Source organism: Epilithonimonas arachidiradicis (genome assembly GCF_003610695.1).
Lineage (GTDB): Bacteria > Bacteroidota > Bacteroidia > Flavobacteriales > Weeksellaceae > Epilithonimonas > Epilithonimonas arachidiradicis.
The window spans coordinates 521046-534059 of sequence record NZ_RAQH01000001.1; the positions used below are offsets into that span (position 1 = coordinate 521046).

Annotated in this window: 12 protein-coding genes; 9 read left to right on the plus strand and 3 right to left on the minus strand. The window is 36.8% G+C overall.

Annotated elements, in window-relative coordinates:
* The first annotated feature begins 24 nt into the window (after positions 1-24).
* The 4 genes from BXY58_RS02475 (at position 25) to pckA (ending at position 5840) form a co-directional block, all read left to right on the plus strand.
* Positions 25-2031, plus strand: coding sequence for an amino acid ABC transporter substrate-binding protein (locus BXY58_RS02475; RefSeq protein WP_185140456.1), 2007 nt, complete (start codon positions 25-27; stop codon positions 2029-2031).
* Positions 2032-2157: 126 nt separating this feature from the next.
* The gene (gene fabD, locus BXY58_RS02480; protein WP_120212217.1) at positions 2158-3033 is read left to right on the plus strand and encodes an ACP S-malonyltransferase; all 876 of its coding nucleotides are present in this window, start codon (positions 2158-2160) and stop codon (positions 3031-3033) included.
* Positions 3034-3205: 172 nt separating this feature from the next.
* On the plus strand, positions 3206-4108 hold the full coding sequence (locus tag BXY58_RS02485) for a GYDIA family GHMP kinase (protein WP_120212218.1): 903 nt from the start codon (positions 3206-3208) through the stop codon (positions 4106-4108).
* 118 nt (positions 4109-4226) lie between these two features.
* On the plus strand, positions 4227-5840 hold the full coding sequence (gene pckA / locus BXY58_RS02490; protein ID WP_120212219.1) for a phosphoenolpyruvate carboxykinase (ATP): 1614 nt from the start codon (positions 4227-4229) through the stop codon (positions 5838-5840).
* Between the two features lie 74 nt (positions 5841-5914).
* Here pckA and BXY58_RS02495 read toward each other — a convergent pair whose 3' ends face one another.
* Together BXY58_RS02495 and BXY58_RS02500 are read right to left on the minus strand one after the other, a co-directional pair.
* Positions 5915-6670 carry a hypothetical protein gene (locus BXY58_RS02495; RefSeq protein WP_120212220.1) on the minus strand — a complete coding sequence of 252 codons (756 nt, stop codon included), beginning with the start codon at positions 6668-6670 and terminating at the stop codon, positions 5915-5917.
* A 12-nt stretch (positions 6671-6682) separates the two neighbouring features.
* The gene (locus BXY58_RS02500; protein ID WP_120212221.1) at positions 6683-7321 is read right to left on the minus strand and encodes an MBL fold metallo-hydrolase; all 639 of its coding nucleotides are present in this window, start codon (positions 7319-7321) and stop codon (positions 6683-6685) included.
* Between the two features lie 45 nt (positions 7322-7366).
* On the opposite strand from BXY58_RS02500, the gene BXY58_RS02505 reads away from it, so the two are divergent.
* On the plus strand, positions 7367-8578 hold the full coding sequence (locus BXY58_RS02505) for a type IX secretion system plug protein (protein ID WP_120212222.1): 1212 nt from the start codon (positions 7367-7369) through the stop codon (positions 8576-8578).
* A gap of 82 nt (positions 8579-8660) precedes the next feature.
* A complete protein-coding gene (locus BXY58_RS02510; RefSeq protein WP_120212223.1) occupies positions 8661-8954 on the plus strand; it encodes a GNAT family N-acetyltransferase in 294 nt (97 codons plus the stop codon).
* A gap of 77 nt (positions 8955-9031) precedes the next feature.
* Here the strand turns inward: BXY58_RS02510 and rho are convergent, their stop codons facing one another.
* Positions 9032-10777 carry a transcription termination factor Rho gene (rho, locus tag BXY58_RS02515; RefSeq protein ID WP_120212224.1) on the minus strand — a complete coding sequence of 582 codons (1746 nt, stop codon included), beginning with the start codon at positions 10775-10777 and terminating at the stop codon, positions 9032-9034.
* A gap of 175 nt (positions 10778-10952) precedes the next feature.
* Here rho and BXY58_RS02520 point away from each other — a divergent pair, with 175 nt between their 5' ends.
* From BXY58_RS02520 to BXY58_RS02530, 3 genes are all read left to right on the plus strand, one after another.
* The gene (locus BXY58_RS02520) at positions 10953-11342 is read left to right on the plus strand and encodes a DUF4293 family protein (protein ID WP_120212225.1); all 390 of its coding nucleotides are present in this window, start codon (positions 10953-10955) and stop codon (positions 11340-11342) included.
* 85 nt (positions 11343-11427) lie between these two features.
* Positions 11428-12006 (plus strand): hypothetical protein, encoded by a 579-nt coding sequence (locus BXY58_RS02525; protein ID WP_120212226.1) that lies wholly within the window; start codon positions 11428-11430, stop codon positions 12004-12006.
* Positions 12007-12062: 56 nt separating this feature from the next.
* Positions 12063-12989, plus strand: coding sequence for a M28 family peptidase (locus tag BXY58_RS02530; protein WP_120212522.1), 927 nt, complete (start codon positions 12063-12065; stop codon positions 12987-12989).
* The last annotated feature ends 25 nt before the right edge of the window (positions 12990-13014 follow it).

Genomic DNA, 13014 nt, shown 5'->3' on the forward strand with positions numbered 1-13014 from the left:
TTTTGTAACCATATAAAGAAAGGGATGATTAAAAAGATTTTCATTTTATCGGGACTTATCAGCTTTTTGGGGCTTTCTGCGCAGAAAACCCACACCGTTTTAGCTAAGGAAACGCCTTACGGGATTTCTAAACAATATGGTTTGACGGTAGATGAATTGTATCGGATGAATCCTTCCGCTAAAGATAATGGGCTGAAAATCGGCGATATTATTGTCGTTTCAAAAAGTAGTGGCGGTACAAAAACCGTAGCTTCCACGCCTGCTTCTACAAATTCTGTAACTAAAACAGGAAAAACAGGAACCATTACGTTGCAGCCAAAGCAAACCATTTACGGCATTACAAAACAATATCAGATTTCTGAGGCTGACCTTAGAAAACTGAATCCTGAACTGGATTCTCATATGAAAATAGGGGATAAGATTACTTTGCCTTTAGATAACATTCAGAAGTTCGGTGGTTCTGCACCTGCAGCAACAGCAGCTGTTCAGACCACAACAATTACAGAAAAACCTGCGGAAGTAAAAACGGTAACGAAAACTGAAACAGCTTCTTCTGACAAAGGCTTATACGTTGTTCAGGCAAAAGACAATTATTATAAAATATCGAGACAGTTCAACCTGACTCAGAAGCAGTTATTCGCATTGAATCCGGGATTGGAATCTTCTGGTTTGAAACCAGGTGAAACAATCAGAGTTTCGGGTTCTGATTCTGTTGCAACTTCTTCTAATAATTCTATCAAAGTTGAAGATAATTCTCAAAGCAATACAACTTCGGCTCCGGTGACGGAAACGACAAGACAGACTACGCTTTCAGAACCTGTGAAAAACTCTTCAAACACAGCTTCTTCAGAAGATGATTATGTAACTTACACCGTTCAAAGTGGCGATACAATGTTCAGTATTATGAACAGATTCAATGTAACGCTGGACCAATTGATTAGCCTTAATCCAAATCTTGCCGATGGTTTGAAAGCTGGAATGACTTTGAAAATCAAGAAGCAAGATCCGATGTATTCTAAAAAAGCAGGTGATGTTTTGAGTGTTGTTTTGATGTTGCCTTTCGGGTTTGATGCTAATGATGCAAAGTACAGAACAATGTCTATGGATTTCCTGACAGGTGCGAAATTAGCTGCGGAAAGAAATGCAACCAACGGACAAAAACTGGACATCAAAGTGGTAGATGCGGGAAACGAAACGACTTTTAAAAATAGCCTTTCTCAAATCAATCCGGATAATACAGATTTGATTGTTGGACCTTTTTTCAAATCAAGTGTTCTTGAAGTTCTAAGATTCGTCAATGACAAAAAGATTCCTGTGGTTGCACCATTTGCTAACTCCGAAGACCTTTTTGATTACAGCAATCTGATTATCGTCGAAACTGAAAATTCGGTTTATTCAGACAGAATCGTAAAAGAAGTTGGTCAGGTTTATCAGGACCAGAAAATCTATATCGTTGCAGACAATTCCAAAGCGAATGCTAACGCAATTAAAGCCGGGTTGGAAAAATCATTGTCAAAACCGAATGTAGTTATTGTTAATTCCTCATCAGAAATTCAGCTGGAAAATAATATGATGACTGGACAATCGGTTCCTGTGATTGCGATTTTGGCTGATGATGACGAATCTGCAGGTGCTGCATTTGCTTCCAAAATCATTAATCTTGGAAAACAAACAGAAGGTGTAAAAGCATTCAGTATGTTCTACAGTCCAAGTTTTGAGAAAAATGTGGATGACCTTTCCAGAGCAAGTCTGGTTTATCTGATGGACAGAAAAATTAATTATGACGGAGATTTTGAAAAAGAAATTCTTGCTGCTTACAAAGTAAAATACTGCAAAACACCTTCAAAATATGCGGTAATCGGTTTCGACGTGATGAATGATATGCTAACGAGAGAAAATAAAAAAGGAGAAATCTTCAAACAAATCGGTAAATCACAAACACAGCTGGCTACCAAATTCGAGTTTGTAAAAGCAAAACCAAACGGCGCTTACATCAACAACGGTTACAGAGTGGTGAGATTGATGCAATAATTATAGTTGATATGTGATGAATGATAATTGATTCAGGATTCGCACTTTCACCCGTAGAAATAAAATAAAATTTAAAACATTGATGATATAATCATTTATCATTCATCAATTATCATTTATAAATATATGAAAGCACTTGTATTTCCTGGGCAGGGTTCACAGTTTGTCGGGATGGGAAAAGAACTTTACGATTCCCGAAAGGATGTGAAAGACCTGATGGATTCTGCCAATGATATTCTTGGTTTTGATATTGTCTCAGTAATGTTCAATGGGACAGACGAAGACCTTAAAAAAACCAGCGTAACTCAGCCTGCTATCTTCTTACACTCGGTTGCTGCTGTAAAAGTAGCGAACGGTTTAGGCGCTCAGATGGTTGCCGGACATTCTTTAGGCGAGTTTTCTGCTTTGGTTGCTAACGGTGTTTTGTCTTTCGAAGACGGACTGAAATTAGTTTCCGAAAGAGCACAGGCAATGCAAATGGCTTGTGATATTAATCCTAGTTCTATGGCTGCAATTCTTGGTCTGGAAGATGCGAAAGTTGAAGAAATCTGTGCAGAAATCGAGGGAATTGTTGTTCCTGCCAATTACAACTGTCCAGGACAATTAGTAATTTCTGGAGAAACAGCGTCTGTAGAAAAAGCTTGTGAAGCTTTGAAAGCGGCTGGTGCAAAAAGAGCTTTGTTGCTACCTGTAAATGGTGCTTTCCATTCTCCATTGATGATGCCTGCCCAAGAGAGATTGGCTGCGGCGATTGAAAATACAAAGTTCAGAAATCCAACGATTCCGGTTTATCAAAACATCACAACAACTGCGGTTTCTGATCCGGAAGAAATCAAGAAAAATCTGATTGCTCAGTTGACAGGTCCGGTAAAATGGACTCAGAGTGTTCAGAATATGATAAAAGACGGAGCAAGTAACTTCGTAGAAGTTGGACCTGGAAAAACGCTTCAAGGTTTGATTAAAAAAATTAATCCGGAAGTAACGGTTGCTTCTGCAATCTAAGAATAGAATTTTAGAGCAGCTTAATCCGCCTGTAGTTTATCCTGAGCGAAGTCGAAGGGCTCCCAATCTTTTTAATTTTTAGCAAAAAAGCAAAAAGGATTTCCGCTCAAGTCGGGTTGCTGCAATTCAATGTTCCAAAAAAACGATTATTAAAAAATAAAACAATCAACAAATGAGCAGGATATTTTCACCAGGCAAGTTAATGCTTACCTCAGAATATGTTGCTGTTGATGGCGCTCTTGTCCTGGCTATTCCAACAAAGCTGGGACAAGAGCTTTTTTATACAGAGAATGAAGACCAGAAGTCATTGATTGTTTGGGAAGCTTATCATCAGAATCAAGTATGGCTCAAAGCTGTTATCAATTATAAAAATTGGGAAATCTTCGAAACCAATGATTCCAAAGCTTCGGAGTTCATTCTTAAAACACTCAAAAATGTTCAGAATCTTTCTGATACCAAACTAAAAAGTGATACTTCTTATCACATCAAAACTAATCTTCAGTTTCCTTCAGACTTCGGATTAGGAAGCAGTTCTACCTTGATGAATAATCTTGCAGAATGGGCAAACATCGATGCTTTTATTCTGAACGAAATCAGTTTAGGCGGAAGTGGTTATGACGTTGCTGTTGCCAAAGAAAAATCTGCAGTTCTCTACAGCCGTTTTCCGGAAAGGACTTATCATAAAATTGATTTCAATCCGAGTTTTAAAAATGAACTGATTTTCATTCATCTCAATCAAAAACAAGATACAAGAGAAGGGATTTCTCATTACAAGTCTAAGCCAACTTCAACGGAATTAATCAATGACTATTCTAAATTAACCAAAATGATTGTCAATAGTCAAAATTTGGAAGAATTTTCAGAATTAATGACAATTCACGAGCAAAAACTGTCTGATTTTCTCGGAATCCCAACTGTAAAAGAAAAATATTTCCAAAATTGCCCGAGCTTTGTCAAAAGTTTGGGAGCTTGGGGTGGAGATTTCGTCCTTGCGTCCAAATTTGGAGATTATGAAAGCTATTTCAAAAAGCAAGGTTTCCCCAGAATATTTTCTTGGCCGGATTTAATTAATTGATTATTAACTAATTATAAATTTTATTTTAACTGATGAATGTCAGTTTATAAAAACTTTGATAATTCGCTGATATTTTTACATTTGTCGCAACACCTTTAATCTTCAAAAAAAATTAAAAATGGACAAGTTAAAATCTTATCTTGAACGTCAAGGTATTTTCAATCCGAAAGAAATCATCCACAATCCAACTTATGAAGAAATTTTCCAGGCGGAAATGGATCCGAATAATTCCGGATTTGCTAAAGGCGTTTTGACAAAGTCGGGAGCTGTGGCTGTAAAAACGGGAATTTTTACCGGCAGGTCTCCAAAAGACCGATATATTGTAAAAGACAATATCACTCAGGATACGATTTGGTGGGACGGCAATATCAATCGTCCAACTACAGTCGAAGTTTTTGATGAGTTAAAAGACATCGTTACCAAAGACCTTTCCGGCGACAGAATCTACGTTATCGATACATTTTGTGGTTCTAATGAGGATACAAGACTGAAAGTGAGGTTCGTGACAAAAGTGGCCTGGCAAGCTCATTTTGTGATGAATATGTTCATCCGTCCTTCTCATTATGATCTTCAAAATTATGGAGAGCCGGATTTTGTAGTGATTAATTCTTCCGAATCTGTCAATCCAAATTGGGAACAACACGGGCTTAATTCTGAAGTTTTTGTAATGTTCGATTTGACCAAGAAAATGCAGATTATCGGCGGAACTTGGTACGGCGGAGAAATGAAGAAAGGAATGTTCGCAATAATGAACTATTACCTCCCTTTGAAAGGAATGGCTTCTATGCATTGTTCAGCCAACGTAGGTGAGGACGGTGACGTAGCGGTTTTCTTTGGACTTTCCGGAACAGGTAAAACAACGCTTTCTGCAGACCCAAAACGTTATCTGATTGGCGATGATGAGCACGGCTGGGATAACAATGGTGTTTTCAATTACGAAGGTGGTTGCTACGCAAAAGTAATTGATCTTAGCAAGGAAAAAGAACCGGATATCTATGGCGCTATCAGAAGAGATGCATTATTGGAAAACGTCGTAACAGACGACGAAGGGAATGTAGATTATGCTGATGGTTCGATTACGGAAAATACAAGAGTTTCCTATCCAATTTATCATATCAGCAAAATTGTTCTGCCTTCCAAAGCTGGTCACGCGAGTAAAATCATTTATTTGTCGGCAGATGCATTCGGGGTTTTGCCTCCGGTTTCTATCTTGACAGACCAACAGGCGCAATATCATTTCCTTTGCGGATATACATCAAAATTAGCAGGAACAGAACGCGGTATCACAGAACCGACACCTTCTTTTTCACCGGCATTTGGAGAAGCATTTTTGACATTGCATCCCACGATGTATTCCAAAACGTTGATTGGAAAAATGAAAGAGCACGGCGCAAAAGCTTATTTGGTAAATACAGGCTGGAACGGAACTGGAAAGAGAATTTCTCTTAAAGATACGAGAGCGATTATCGATGCTATTATTGATGGAAGCATTGATAATGCAGCAACTAATAAAGTTCCTGTAATGAATTTGGAATTCCCTGTTGCATTACCAAATGTTTCTGAAAATATCTTGGATCCAAGAGATACTTATGAGAATAATTCTGATTGGGAAGCTAAGGCTAAAGATTTGGCTGCGAGATATATTAAGTATTTTGAGCAATTTACAGATAATGACGAAGCTCTGGAATTGGTTTCTTCGGGACCGATTTTATCAGAAGTTCATCAGGACTAGAAACAGAAACGCTTCCAATTTTGGAAGCGTTTTTTTATTAATGGGCTTCGAGAGCCTCAGCCTGACAACATAAACTATTGTATCAATTTTCCGTCTTGTTGAAGGATAACTTTATTGTTTTGTTCAACGGTCAAATCGATTTCCGGTGCATCTTTTTCGCCAATAATTCCTCTGTAAATAATGTAACTGAACTCGCCTTTTTTGAAAGTAATGGTATGATTACCGCCGCTTCCTTCCATTCTGATTTCACCATTAGTCAAAATCAAATCGGGTTTTGTAGATTCTTTTTTATCTGATTTCCAAGAAGCATAACGGTATTTTCCATTGCCTAGTTCATCAATTCTAATCAAATAACTTTTAGTTGTCAATTTATAAACTGGCGATTTATATTGTCTCAAAGTGGAAAATAGATTTTTCTTTTCGTTAACAATAATGGTGTTTTTTTGATTTGTTTCAAATGGACTTTGATAATTCAGGGCTGTAATTCTTCCATCTGTATCAATCCACAAATCTCCGTTGTCCAACATTATTCCTCGCCAGCCGACTTCTGACCATTGCTCAATTTTGGAATTTGAAATTTTATTAATGATTTTCGCATCAAAAATCTGATTGAATCTCTTCTTTAATTCAGCATTGTTTTTAATATCAGGAATTGGATATTCTCTTCTCAGAGGATAATTGACAATTTTAGAAATTCCGTCAATATTTTTGGTCTGAAATAACTTAATTATTTTCTGAATATTTTCAGTCTTAATTTTATCCAGCTTTTCGTTTTGGGAAAATACAACACTGGAAATCAATAAAAAGAAAAATAAAATCTTGTATTTCATAACTAATTAATTTTATTTAAGGAAAGGGTTATGCTCTTTTTCAAAACCGATTGATGTTGGTTCTCCGTGTCCGCTGTAGACTTTTGTGCTTTCCGGCAAAGTCAGTAATTTATTTTTAATACTCGAAATCAATTGTTCATAATCGCCTTTGTGAAGGTCGGTTCTCCCAATGCTCATCATAAAAAGCGCATCGCCGGAAATCACAAATCCGTTATTTTGATTATAAAAAGCAACACTTCCCGGCGAATGTCCAGGGACGTCGAAAATTTCAATGGTTTCAGAACCTAAGTTTAATCTATCACCTTCTTTAATATGCTGAATTTCCCCTTTGAAAGCAGGAAAGAAAAAGCCATAATTTTTAGCAGTGAAAGAAGCTCGGTCAAGAATTTCCATCTCATTGGAATGAATTAAAATCGGAACATCAAAAGTATCATAAGCCCATTGCAAACCAAGAATATGGTCGATGTGTGCGTGCGTCAGCAGAATATTTTTGATACTAAGCCCATTGGTTTTGATGAAATTGTACAAAGTTTCGGTTTCTGCTTCGGGCATATTTCCCGGATCTATAAGAAAAGCCTCCTTTTCATCGTTATAAATAACGTATGTATTCTCAGAAAACGGGTTAAATGCAAAGGATTTTACGTGCAACATTCTTTTTATTTTAGATGTAAAAATATAAAACATTAACTTAGCAAGATGAAGGTAATTAAACTATTTTTTCTTTTTTTAAGTGCAATTTCTTTTGGACAGGAAATCAAAAGTATCCAAATCTTTAATCCTAAAACCAATGATGAAACGCCGGTTATTGCTCAAGGTGGACAATTGATTTTAAGATTCGATGATTTGTCCAACAGCAGCCAATTGTATAGATATACTTACAAGCATTACAATAAAAACTGGGAAGAAGACGGTTTGTTTTTCACAGAATTTGCCAATGGAAGTATGAATGCTTTGATTGAGAATTTCCAATATTCTTTCAATACTTATCAGAAATATACGCACTACGAACTAGCTTTCCCGAATGAGAAAATTCAGCCAAAAATATCTGGAAATTATGAGATTATCGTTTACAAAGATTCTCAGGAAAAACCTTTGTTTACAAGAAGATTTTGTATCTATGAAGATGGGGCTAATTTGGGAATCAATGTCACAAGATTTATTGATGCTAAAAATCCCAACCTGAAACAAAGGATTGAAATTCAGGCAACTGGAAATGGTTCTGGAATTACCAATAATTTGTCATCGCTCTCGTTAAGTGTGATTCAAAATAACAATTGGGATATTGCTTTGAAAAACCTGCGCGCCAGCTCAACAATGGGAAATCAGCTTTTGTTTCAACAACTGAATTTGGCTTTTCCGGGAAATAATGAGTTCTATTATTTTGATAATAAGATTATGAATCAGGCGATGGATATGGTGGCCAATACAGAAAACATCGATGGCAGAAACTACACTTATCTCTATCCGGTCTGGGCTTATCCTGGTGATTACCAATATCAGCCGGACGTGAATGGTGCTTTCTATTTCCGCAGAAATGATTTAGGGATCGAAAGGAATGCGGACAGAGAAGCGGATTATTCCTGGGTTTATTTTGCTCTTGATAGTCAGAAGTCGGATAAAGAATTCTATGTTCTTGGGATGTTCAATGATTATAAAGCTGACAAAACCAGCCAAATGCAATATGATGAGAAAGCTCAGAAGTATATTGCAAAAATCTATCTGAAACAAGGCTTTTATAATTATATCATTGCGACAAAAGGTTCTGATGGCAAACTGAATTACGGTGAAGTCAATGGAAATTTCTGGCAAACAGAAAACCTTTATCAGGCCTTCTTATATTACACACCATTCGGAAGAAACTTCGATGGATTGCTTGGTTATGGAGAGTTCAGGACGCCTGTGAGATAATTATTTATATTATTTTGTGAATCATTGCTAATAATCTGGTTTTTTGGAATAATTTTAGCTAATAACTTTCAAAACGAATTTTATGGAACTTCTCTTTGAAAACAAAAAGTCTGGAAATGGCGGATTTATATCAATGAAGAATCAACAGGAAGAAATTGGAAGATTGACTTACACCATCGTTCCTGAACTCAAAAAACTGATTGTAAGTTATGTGATGGTTTTTCCAAAATTCGAAGGGAAAGGTCTAGGAAAAATGCTTGTTGAGAAATCTGTAGATTTTGCAAGGAAGAATGGCTGGTCTATCAAAGCGCATTGTTCCTATGCCCACGCCGTTCTCAGCAGAAAATCAGATGTGAAAGACGTTTTCGTCGCCTAAAGATAAATTATTACCTTGGTAATACTAAAGTTACGGCTCGCAATTGCGAGCCGAGCTTTTTTATTTAATCTGAAAAATTATTTATTCATAGACATCAGAAACTCTTCATTGTTTCTGGTCACTTTCATTTGTTTTTGAACAAATTCCATAGCTTCCAGAGGATTCATATCAGCCAGATATTTTCTCATAATCCACATACGCTGCTGAGTTGCCTCGTCTTGTAAAAGATCATCACGTCTTGTGCTGGATGCTACCAAATCCACGGCGGGATAAATTCTCTTATTAGCGATTTTTCTATCCAATTGCAATTCCATATTCCCGGTTCCTTTGAATTCTTCGAAGATAACTTCATCCATTTTGGAGCCTGTGTCAATCAAAGCAGTTGCGATAATGGTTAAAGAACCGCCATTTTCGATTTTTCTAGCCGCACCAAAGAAACGTTTTGGTCTGTGAAGCGCATTAGCATCCACACCACCGGAAAGTATTTTCCCGGAAGCTGGTGTTACCGTGTTATAAGCTCTAGCCAGACGCGTAATAGAATCCAAAAGAATCACAACATCGTGACCACATTCTACCATTCTTTGTGCTTTTGATAAAACCAGATTGGCCACTTTGACGTGCTTGTCAGCTGCTTCATCAAATGTAGAAGCAATCACTTCCGCATTCACGCTTCTTTGCATATCCGTCACCTCTTCCGGCCTTTCATCGATGAGGAGAACCATCATATAAGCTTCCGGGTGATTGGCAGAAATAGCATTAGCAATATCTTTTAGTAAAATAGTTTTACCGGTTTTCGGCTGTGCAACAATCATTGCTCTTTGTCCTTTTCCGATTGGCGCAAACAGGTCAACGATTCTTGTAGAAAGTGTTGAGTTTTTACCCGCCAAATTGAATTTTTCCTGAGGGAAAAGCGGTGTCAGATATTCGAAAGCAACTCTATCCTTGATAAAAGCCAAATCTCTTCCATTAACTTCTGTAGGTTTCTGTAGCGAGAAATATTTTTCACCTTCTTTCGGCAATCTCACAATTCCTTTGACTGTATCTCCGGTTTTCAAACCATAATTTCTGATTTGGTTGGTAGAAACATACACGTCGTCCGGAGAAGAGATATAGCTGAAATCTGAAGAACGTAGGAATCCGTAATTATCAGGAAGAATTTCCAAAACACCTTCAATGGTTACAATACCGTCAAAGTTGAATTCTTTTTTCGGTGCTTCCTGTGGTTGTTGCGTTTCTGTGGGTTGATTGTTTTGCGGCGAACTATTTTGTTGAGGATTATTCGCTTGCTGTTGAGGTCTTTGTGTTTTTTGCTGGCCTTTGTTGTGATTAGCCTTTTGCTGCTGATTGTTTTGTTGCTGAGGTTGCTGTTGCTGTGCTTTGACTTCCTCTGTTACTTCCTCAGCTTTGGGAGCGGTTTCAGAAGTTGTTGCTTCCTCTGATTGATTTTGATTGATTCTCGCTCTTGGTTTTTTCTTTGGAGTGCTTTGTGTCTTTTTTTCTTCAGCTGGTGCTTCTTCTTTTACAGATGTCTCTGCAACTGGAGTCGCTTCAACTGGTTCCTGTGGTTTTTCTGCAGGTTTCCTGCCTCTTTTTTTGGCAGGAGAAGCTTTTTCAGTAGAATTCTCTTCTGTTTTTTTCGTCATATTCTCTTGAGTGGCGTTTAGATAATCTTTGATGATTTTTGGATTAGAAGCCTGATAGTCCAGAATGGCGAAAACCGTGTCTTCCGGAGAGCTTTTCTTTGCCAATTTAACGCCTAAATCTTTAGAAAGTTGAGCCAATTCCTCATCGGATTTTGACCGTAGCGTTTCAATATTAAACATATAAATACGTAAAGGGTAAATTTTTATTTGTGTATAAGTAAGAATGAAAACCAGGAGGTTATCATTTTTAAATAGGTGATTACAATGCAAATCTACATTAATTTTTGAATTAAGCAAAAATTATTTTACTTTTGCAAACGATTTTAAGCTTTTTTATAAAGGATTTATAATAAAGATGTTACAAAGAATACAAACAGTCTGGATATTTTTAGCAGTTTTGGGAAGTGTTTTCCTGAACATCACCGCACAGGATTTTGACATTCTTGGTAGATATTTGACGATTAATGCTCTGACAGTTATATTAATTTTGTTTGGGGTATTAAGCATTTTTAGTTTCAAAAACCGTAAAAGACAAATCTTGCTGAATAACATCAGCATTTTTATAAACGCTTTGTTGATTGGTCTTTTGACTTACTGGCTATTAAACTTATCCGGAGGAATCCAATTTCCTGAGAAGGGTATTGAGCCGATTTTCCCATTAATCTCGGTAATATGTTTGCTTTTGGCAAATATTTACATCAAGAAAGATGAGAGGCTCGTAAAATCTGTAGACAGACTTCGATAGACTTACGACGATTTTTTTGAGTGAGAACAGCTTCCTTTTTGGAGGCTGTTTTTTATTTTAATAGATTTGTTAGAAGCTTAATAACGTGGACACATTCAATCACTTAAAAACAATCATCAGCATTATCCTAAGTCTGGGAATCGGAACTTTGCTGAATGGTAGCGTCAAATTCATCCAGCATCCCGGTAGGAACAAGCCATTCTGGATTCACTTGCTGTTTGTACTGTATATTTTTATTTTGATGATCCATTTCTGGTGGTGGGAATACCGTTTGCGTGCGATCACGTCGTGGACTTTCACGCAGTACATTTTCATTATTGGTTATATTATTTTATTTTTTGTCTTGTGTACACTGCTTTATCCTGCCGATTTGAAAGACCATAACAACGATTACAAAACTTACTTTTTTTCCCGCAGAAAGTGGCTTTTCGGATTTCTCGCCGTGATGTTTTGCCTAGATCTGGTCGATACGCTTTATAAAGGTAAGGATTATCTGGAATCGTTGATGCCGTTGTATGGAATCCGGGTGTTGACACACATTCCGTTGAGTTTAGCTTTGGTTTTCATTAATTCTAAAAAGAATAGCTATTATGCAGGTGTTTTAATCTTTTTTATTCTATTCGAGGTTTTCTTTATCTACAAGCGCTATTACCTTTATGCATAATGATTGGTAACAAATCCCGTAAAACATCGACTTATCATTTTAAAATTAATCCATCAATGAAAAAAATAATCTTCTTTATTCTAGCAGCCAATTCTCTATTTACTTTTGCGCAGGAAGTTTCTAAAGAACGTGTCATTAATATTGTATCAACGCTTGCTTCAGACGAAATGAAAGGTCGTAAATTCGGAACGCCTGAAAATGATAAAGCGGCGGAATACATCGCTCAGGAATTCAAAAAAAATAATCTGGATTACTGCTTTGGAGATTCTTATCTGATTCCTTTCGAATACAAAGGACAAAAGGGCTACAATGTTTGTGGAATCAAGAAAGGAAAATCAGAACAAAGTTTAGCTTATTCAGCACATTTTGATCATATCGGAACCAATAACAAAGAAGGCGATAATATCTACAACGGTGCAGACGACGATGCTAGTGGCGTTTCTACGGTAATTGGTTTAGCAGATTATTTCAAAGATAAAAAAACAGACTTCTCAATGGTTTTTATGGCTTTCAATGCGGAAGAGATTGGATTGGTTGGTTCCAAAGCTTTATCCGAGAATCAAAGTCTGAACCCGGTTTTCAGTAATATTAAGGCACTTTTCAATTTCGAAATGTTGGCAACCGAATCTCAATTCGGGAAAAATGCCGTATTTATGACAGGTGACGAGTTTTCTGACTTCGATGAATTGATTAATGCCAGTGCAGTAAATGGATTGAAAGTTTATCCAGACCCATATCAGGGTCAGCATTTATTTTACAGGTCAGACAATGTGAATTTTGTCAAAAAGAAAATCATCGCCCATTCTATTTCCACTGTTGATATGAACAAGGCATCCCATTATCATGCTGTGAATGATGATATCAATATTGTAGATGCCGATAACTTGACGAATATCATCAACAACTTTGCAAAGACAATCAATAAGTTGAATACTAAAAACTTCCAGCCAAAATATAACGATAAGGTAAAATATGATTTCTAACGTCTTACCGAACTAAGCTATTTAT

What these genes read in the sequence shown, in the direction of transcription:
- BXY58_RS02475 (WP_185140456.1), top strand. Translation starts at nt 25, where the DNA reads ATGATTAAAAAGATTTTCATTTTATCGGGACTTATCAGCTTTTTGGGG.
- fabD (WP_120212217.1), top strand. Translation starts at nt 2,158, where the DNA reads ATGAAAGCACTTGTATTTCCTGGGCAGGGTTCACAGTTTGTCGGGATG.
- BXY58_RS02485 (WP_120212218.1), top strand. Translation starts at nt 3,206, where the DNA reads ATGAGCAGGATATTTTCACCAGGCAAGTTAATGCTTACCTCAGAATAT.
- pckA (WP_120212219.1), top strand. Translation starts at nt 4,227, where the DNA reads ATGGACAAGTTAAAATCTTATCTTGAACGTCAAGGTATTTTCAATCCG.
- BXY58_RS02495 (WP_120212220.1), bottom strand. Translation starts at nt 6,670, where the DNA reads ATGAAATACAAGATTTTATTTTTCTTTTTATTGATTTCCAGTGTTGTA.
- BXY58_RS02500 (WP_120212221.1), bottom strand. Translation starts at nt 7,321, where the DNA reads ATGTTGCACGTAAAATCCTTTGCATTTAACCCGTTTTCTGAGAATACA.
- BXY58_RS02505 (WP_120212222.1), top strand. Translation starts at nt 7,367, where the DNA reads ATGAAGGTAATTAAACTATTTTTTCTTTTTTTAAGTGCAATTTCTTTT.
- BXY58_RS02510 (WP_120212223.1), top strand. Translation starts at nt 8,661, where the DNA reads ATGGAACTTCTCTTTGAAAACAAAAAGTCTGGAAATGGCGGATTTATA.
- rho (WP_120212224.1), bottom strand. Translation starts at nt 10,777, where the DNA reads ATGTTTAATATTGAAACGCTACGGTCAAAATCCGATGAGGAATTGGCT.
- BXY58_RS02520 (WP_120212225.1), top strand. Translation starts at nt 10,953, where the DNA reads ATGTTACAAAGAATACAAACAGTCTGGATATTTTTAGCAGTTTTGGGA.
- BXY58_RS02530 (WP_120212522.1), top strand. Translation starts at nt 12,063, where the DNA reads ATGAAAAAAATAATCTTCTTTATTCTAGCAGCCAATTCTCTATTTACT.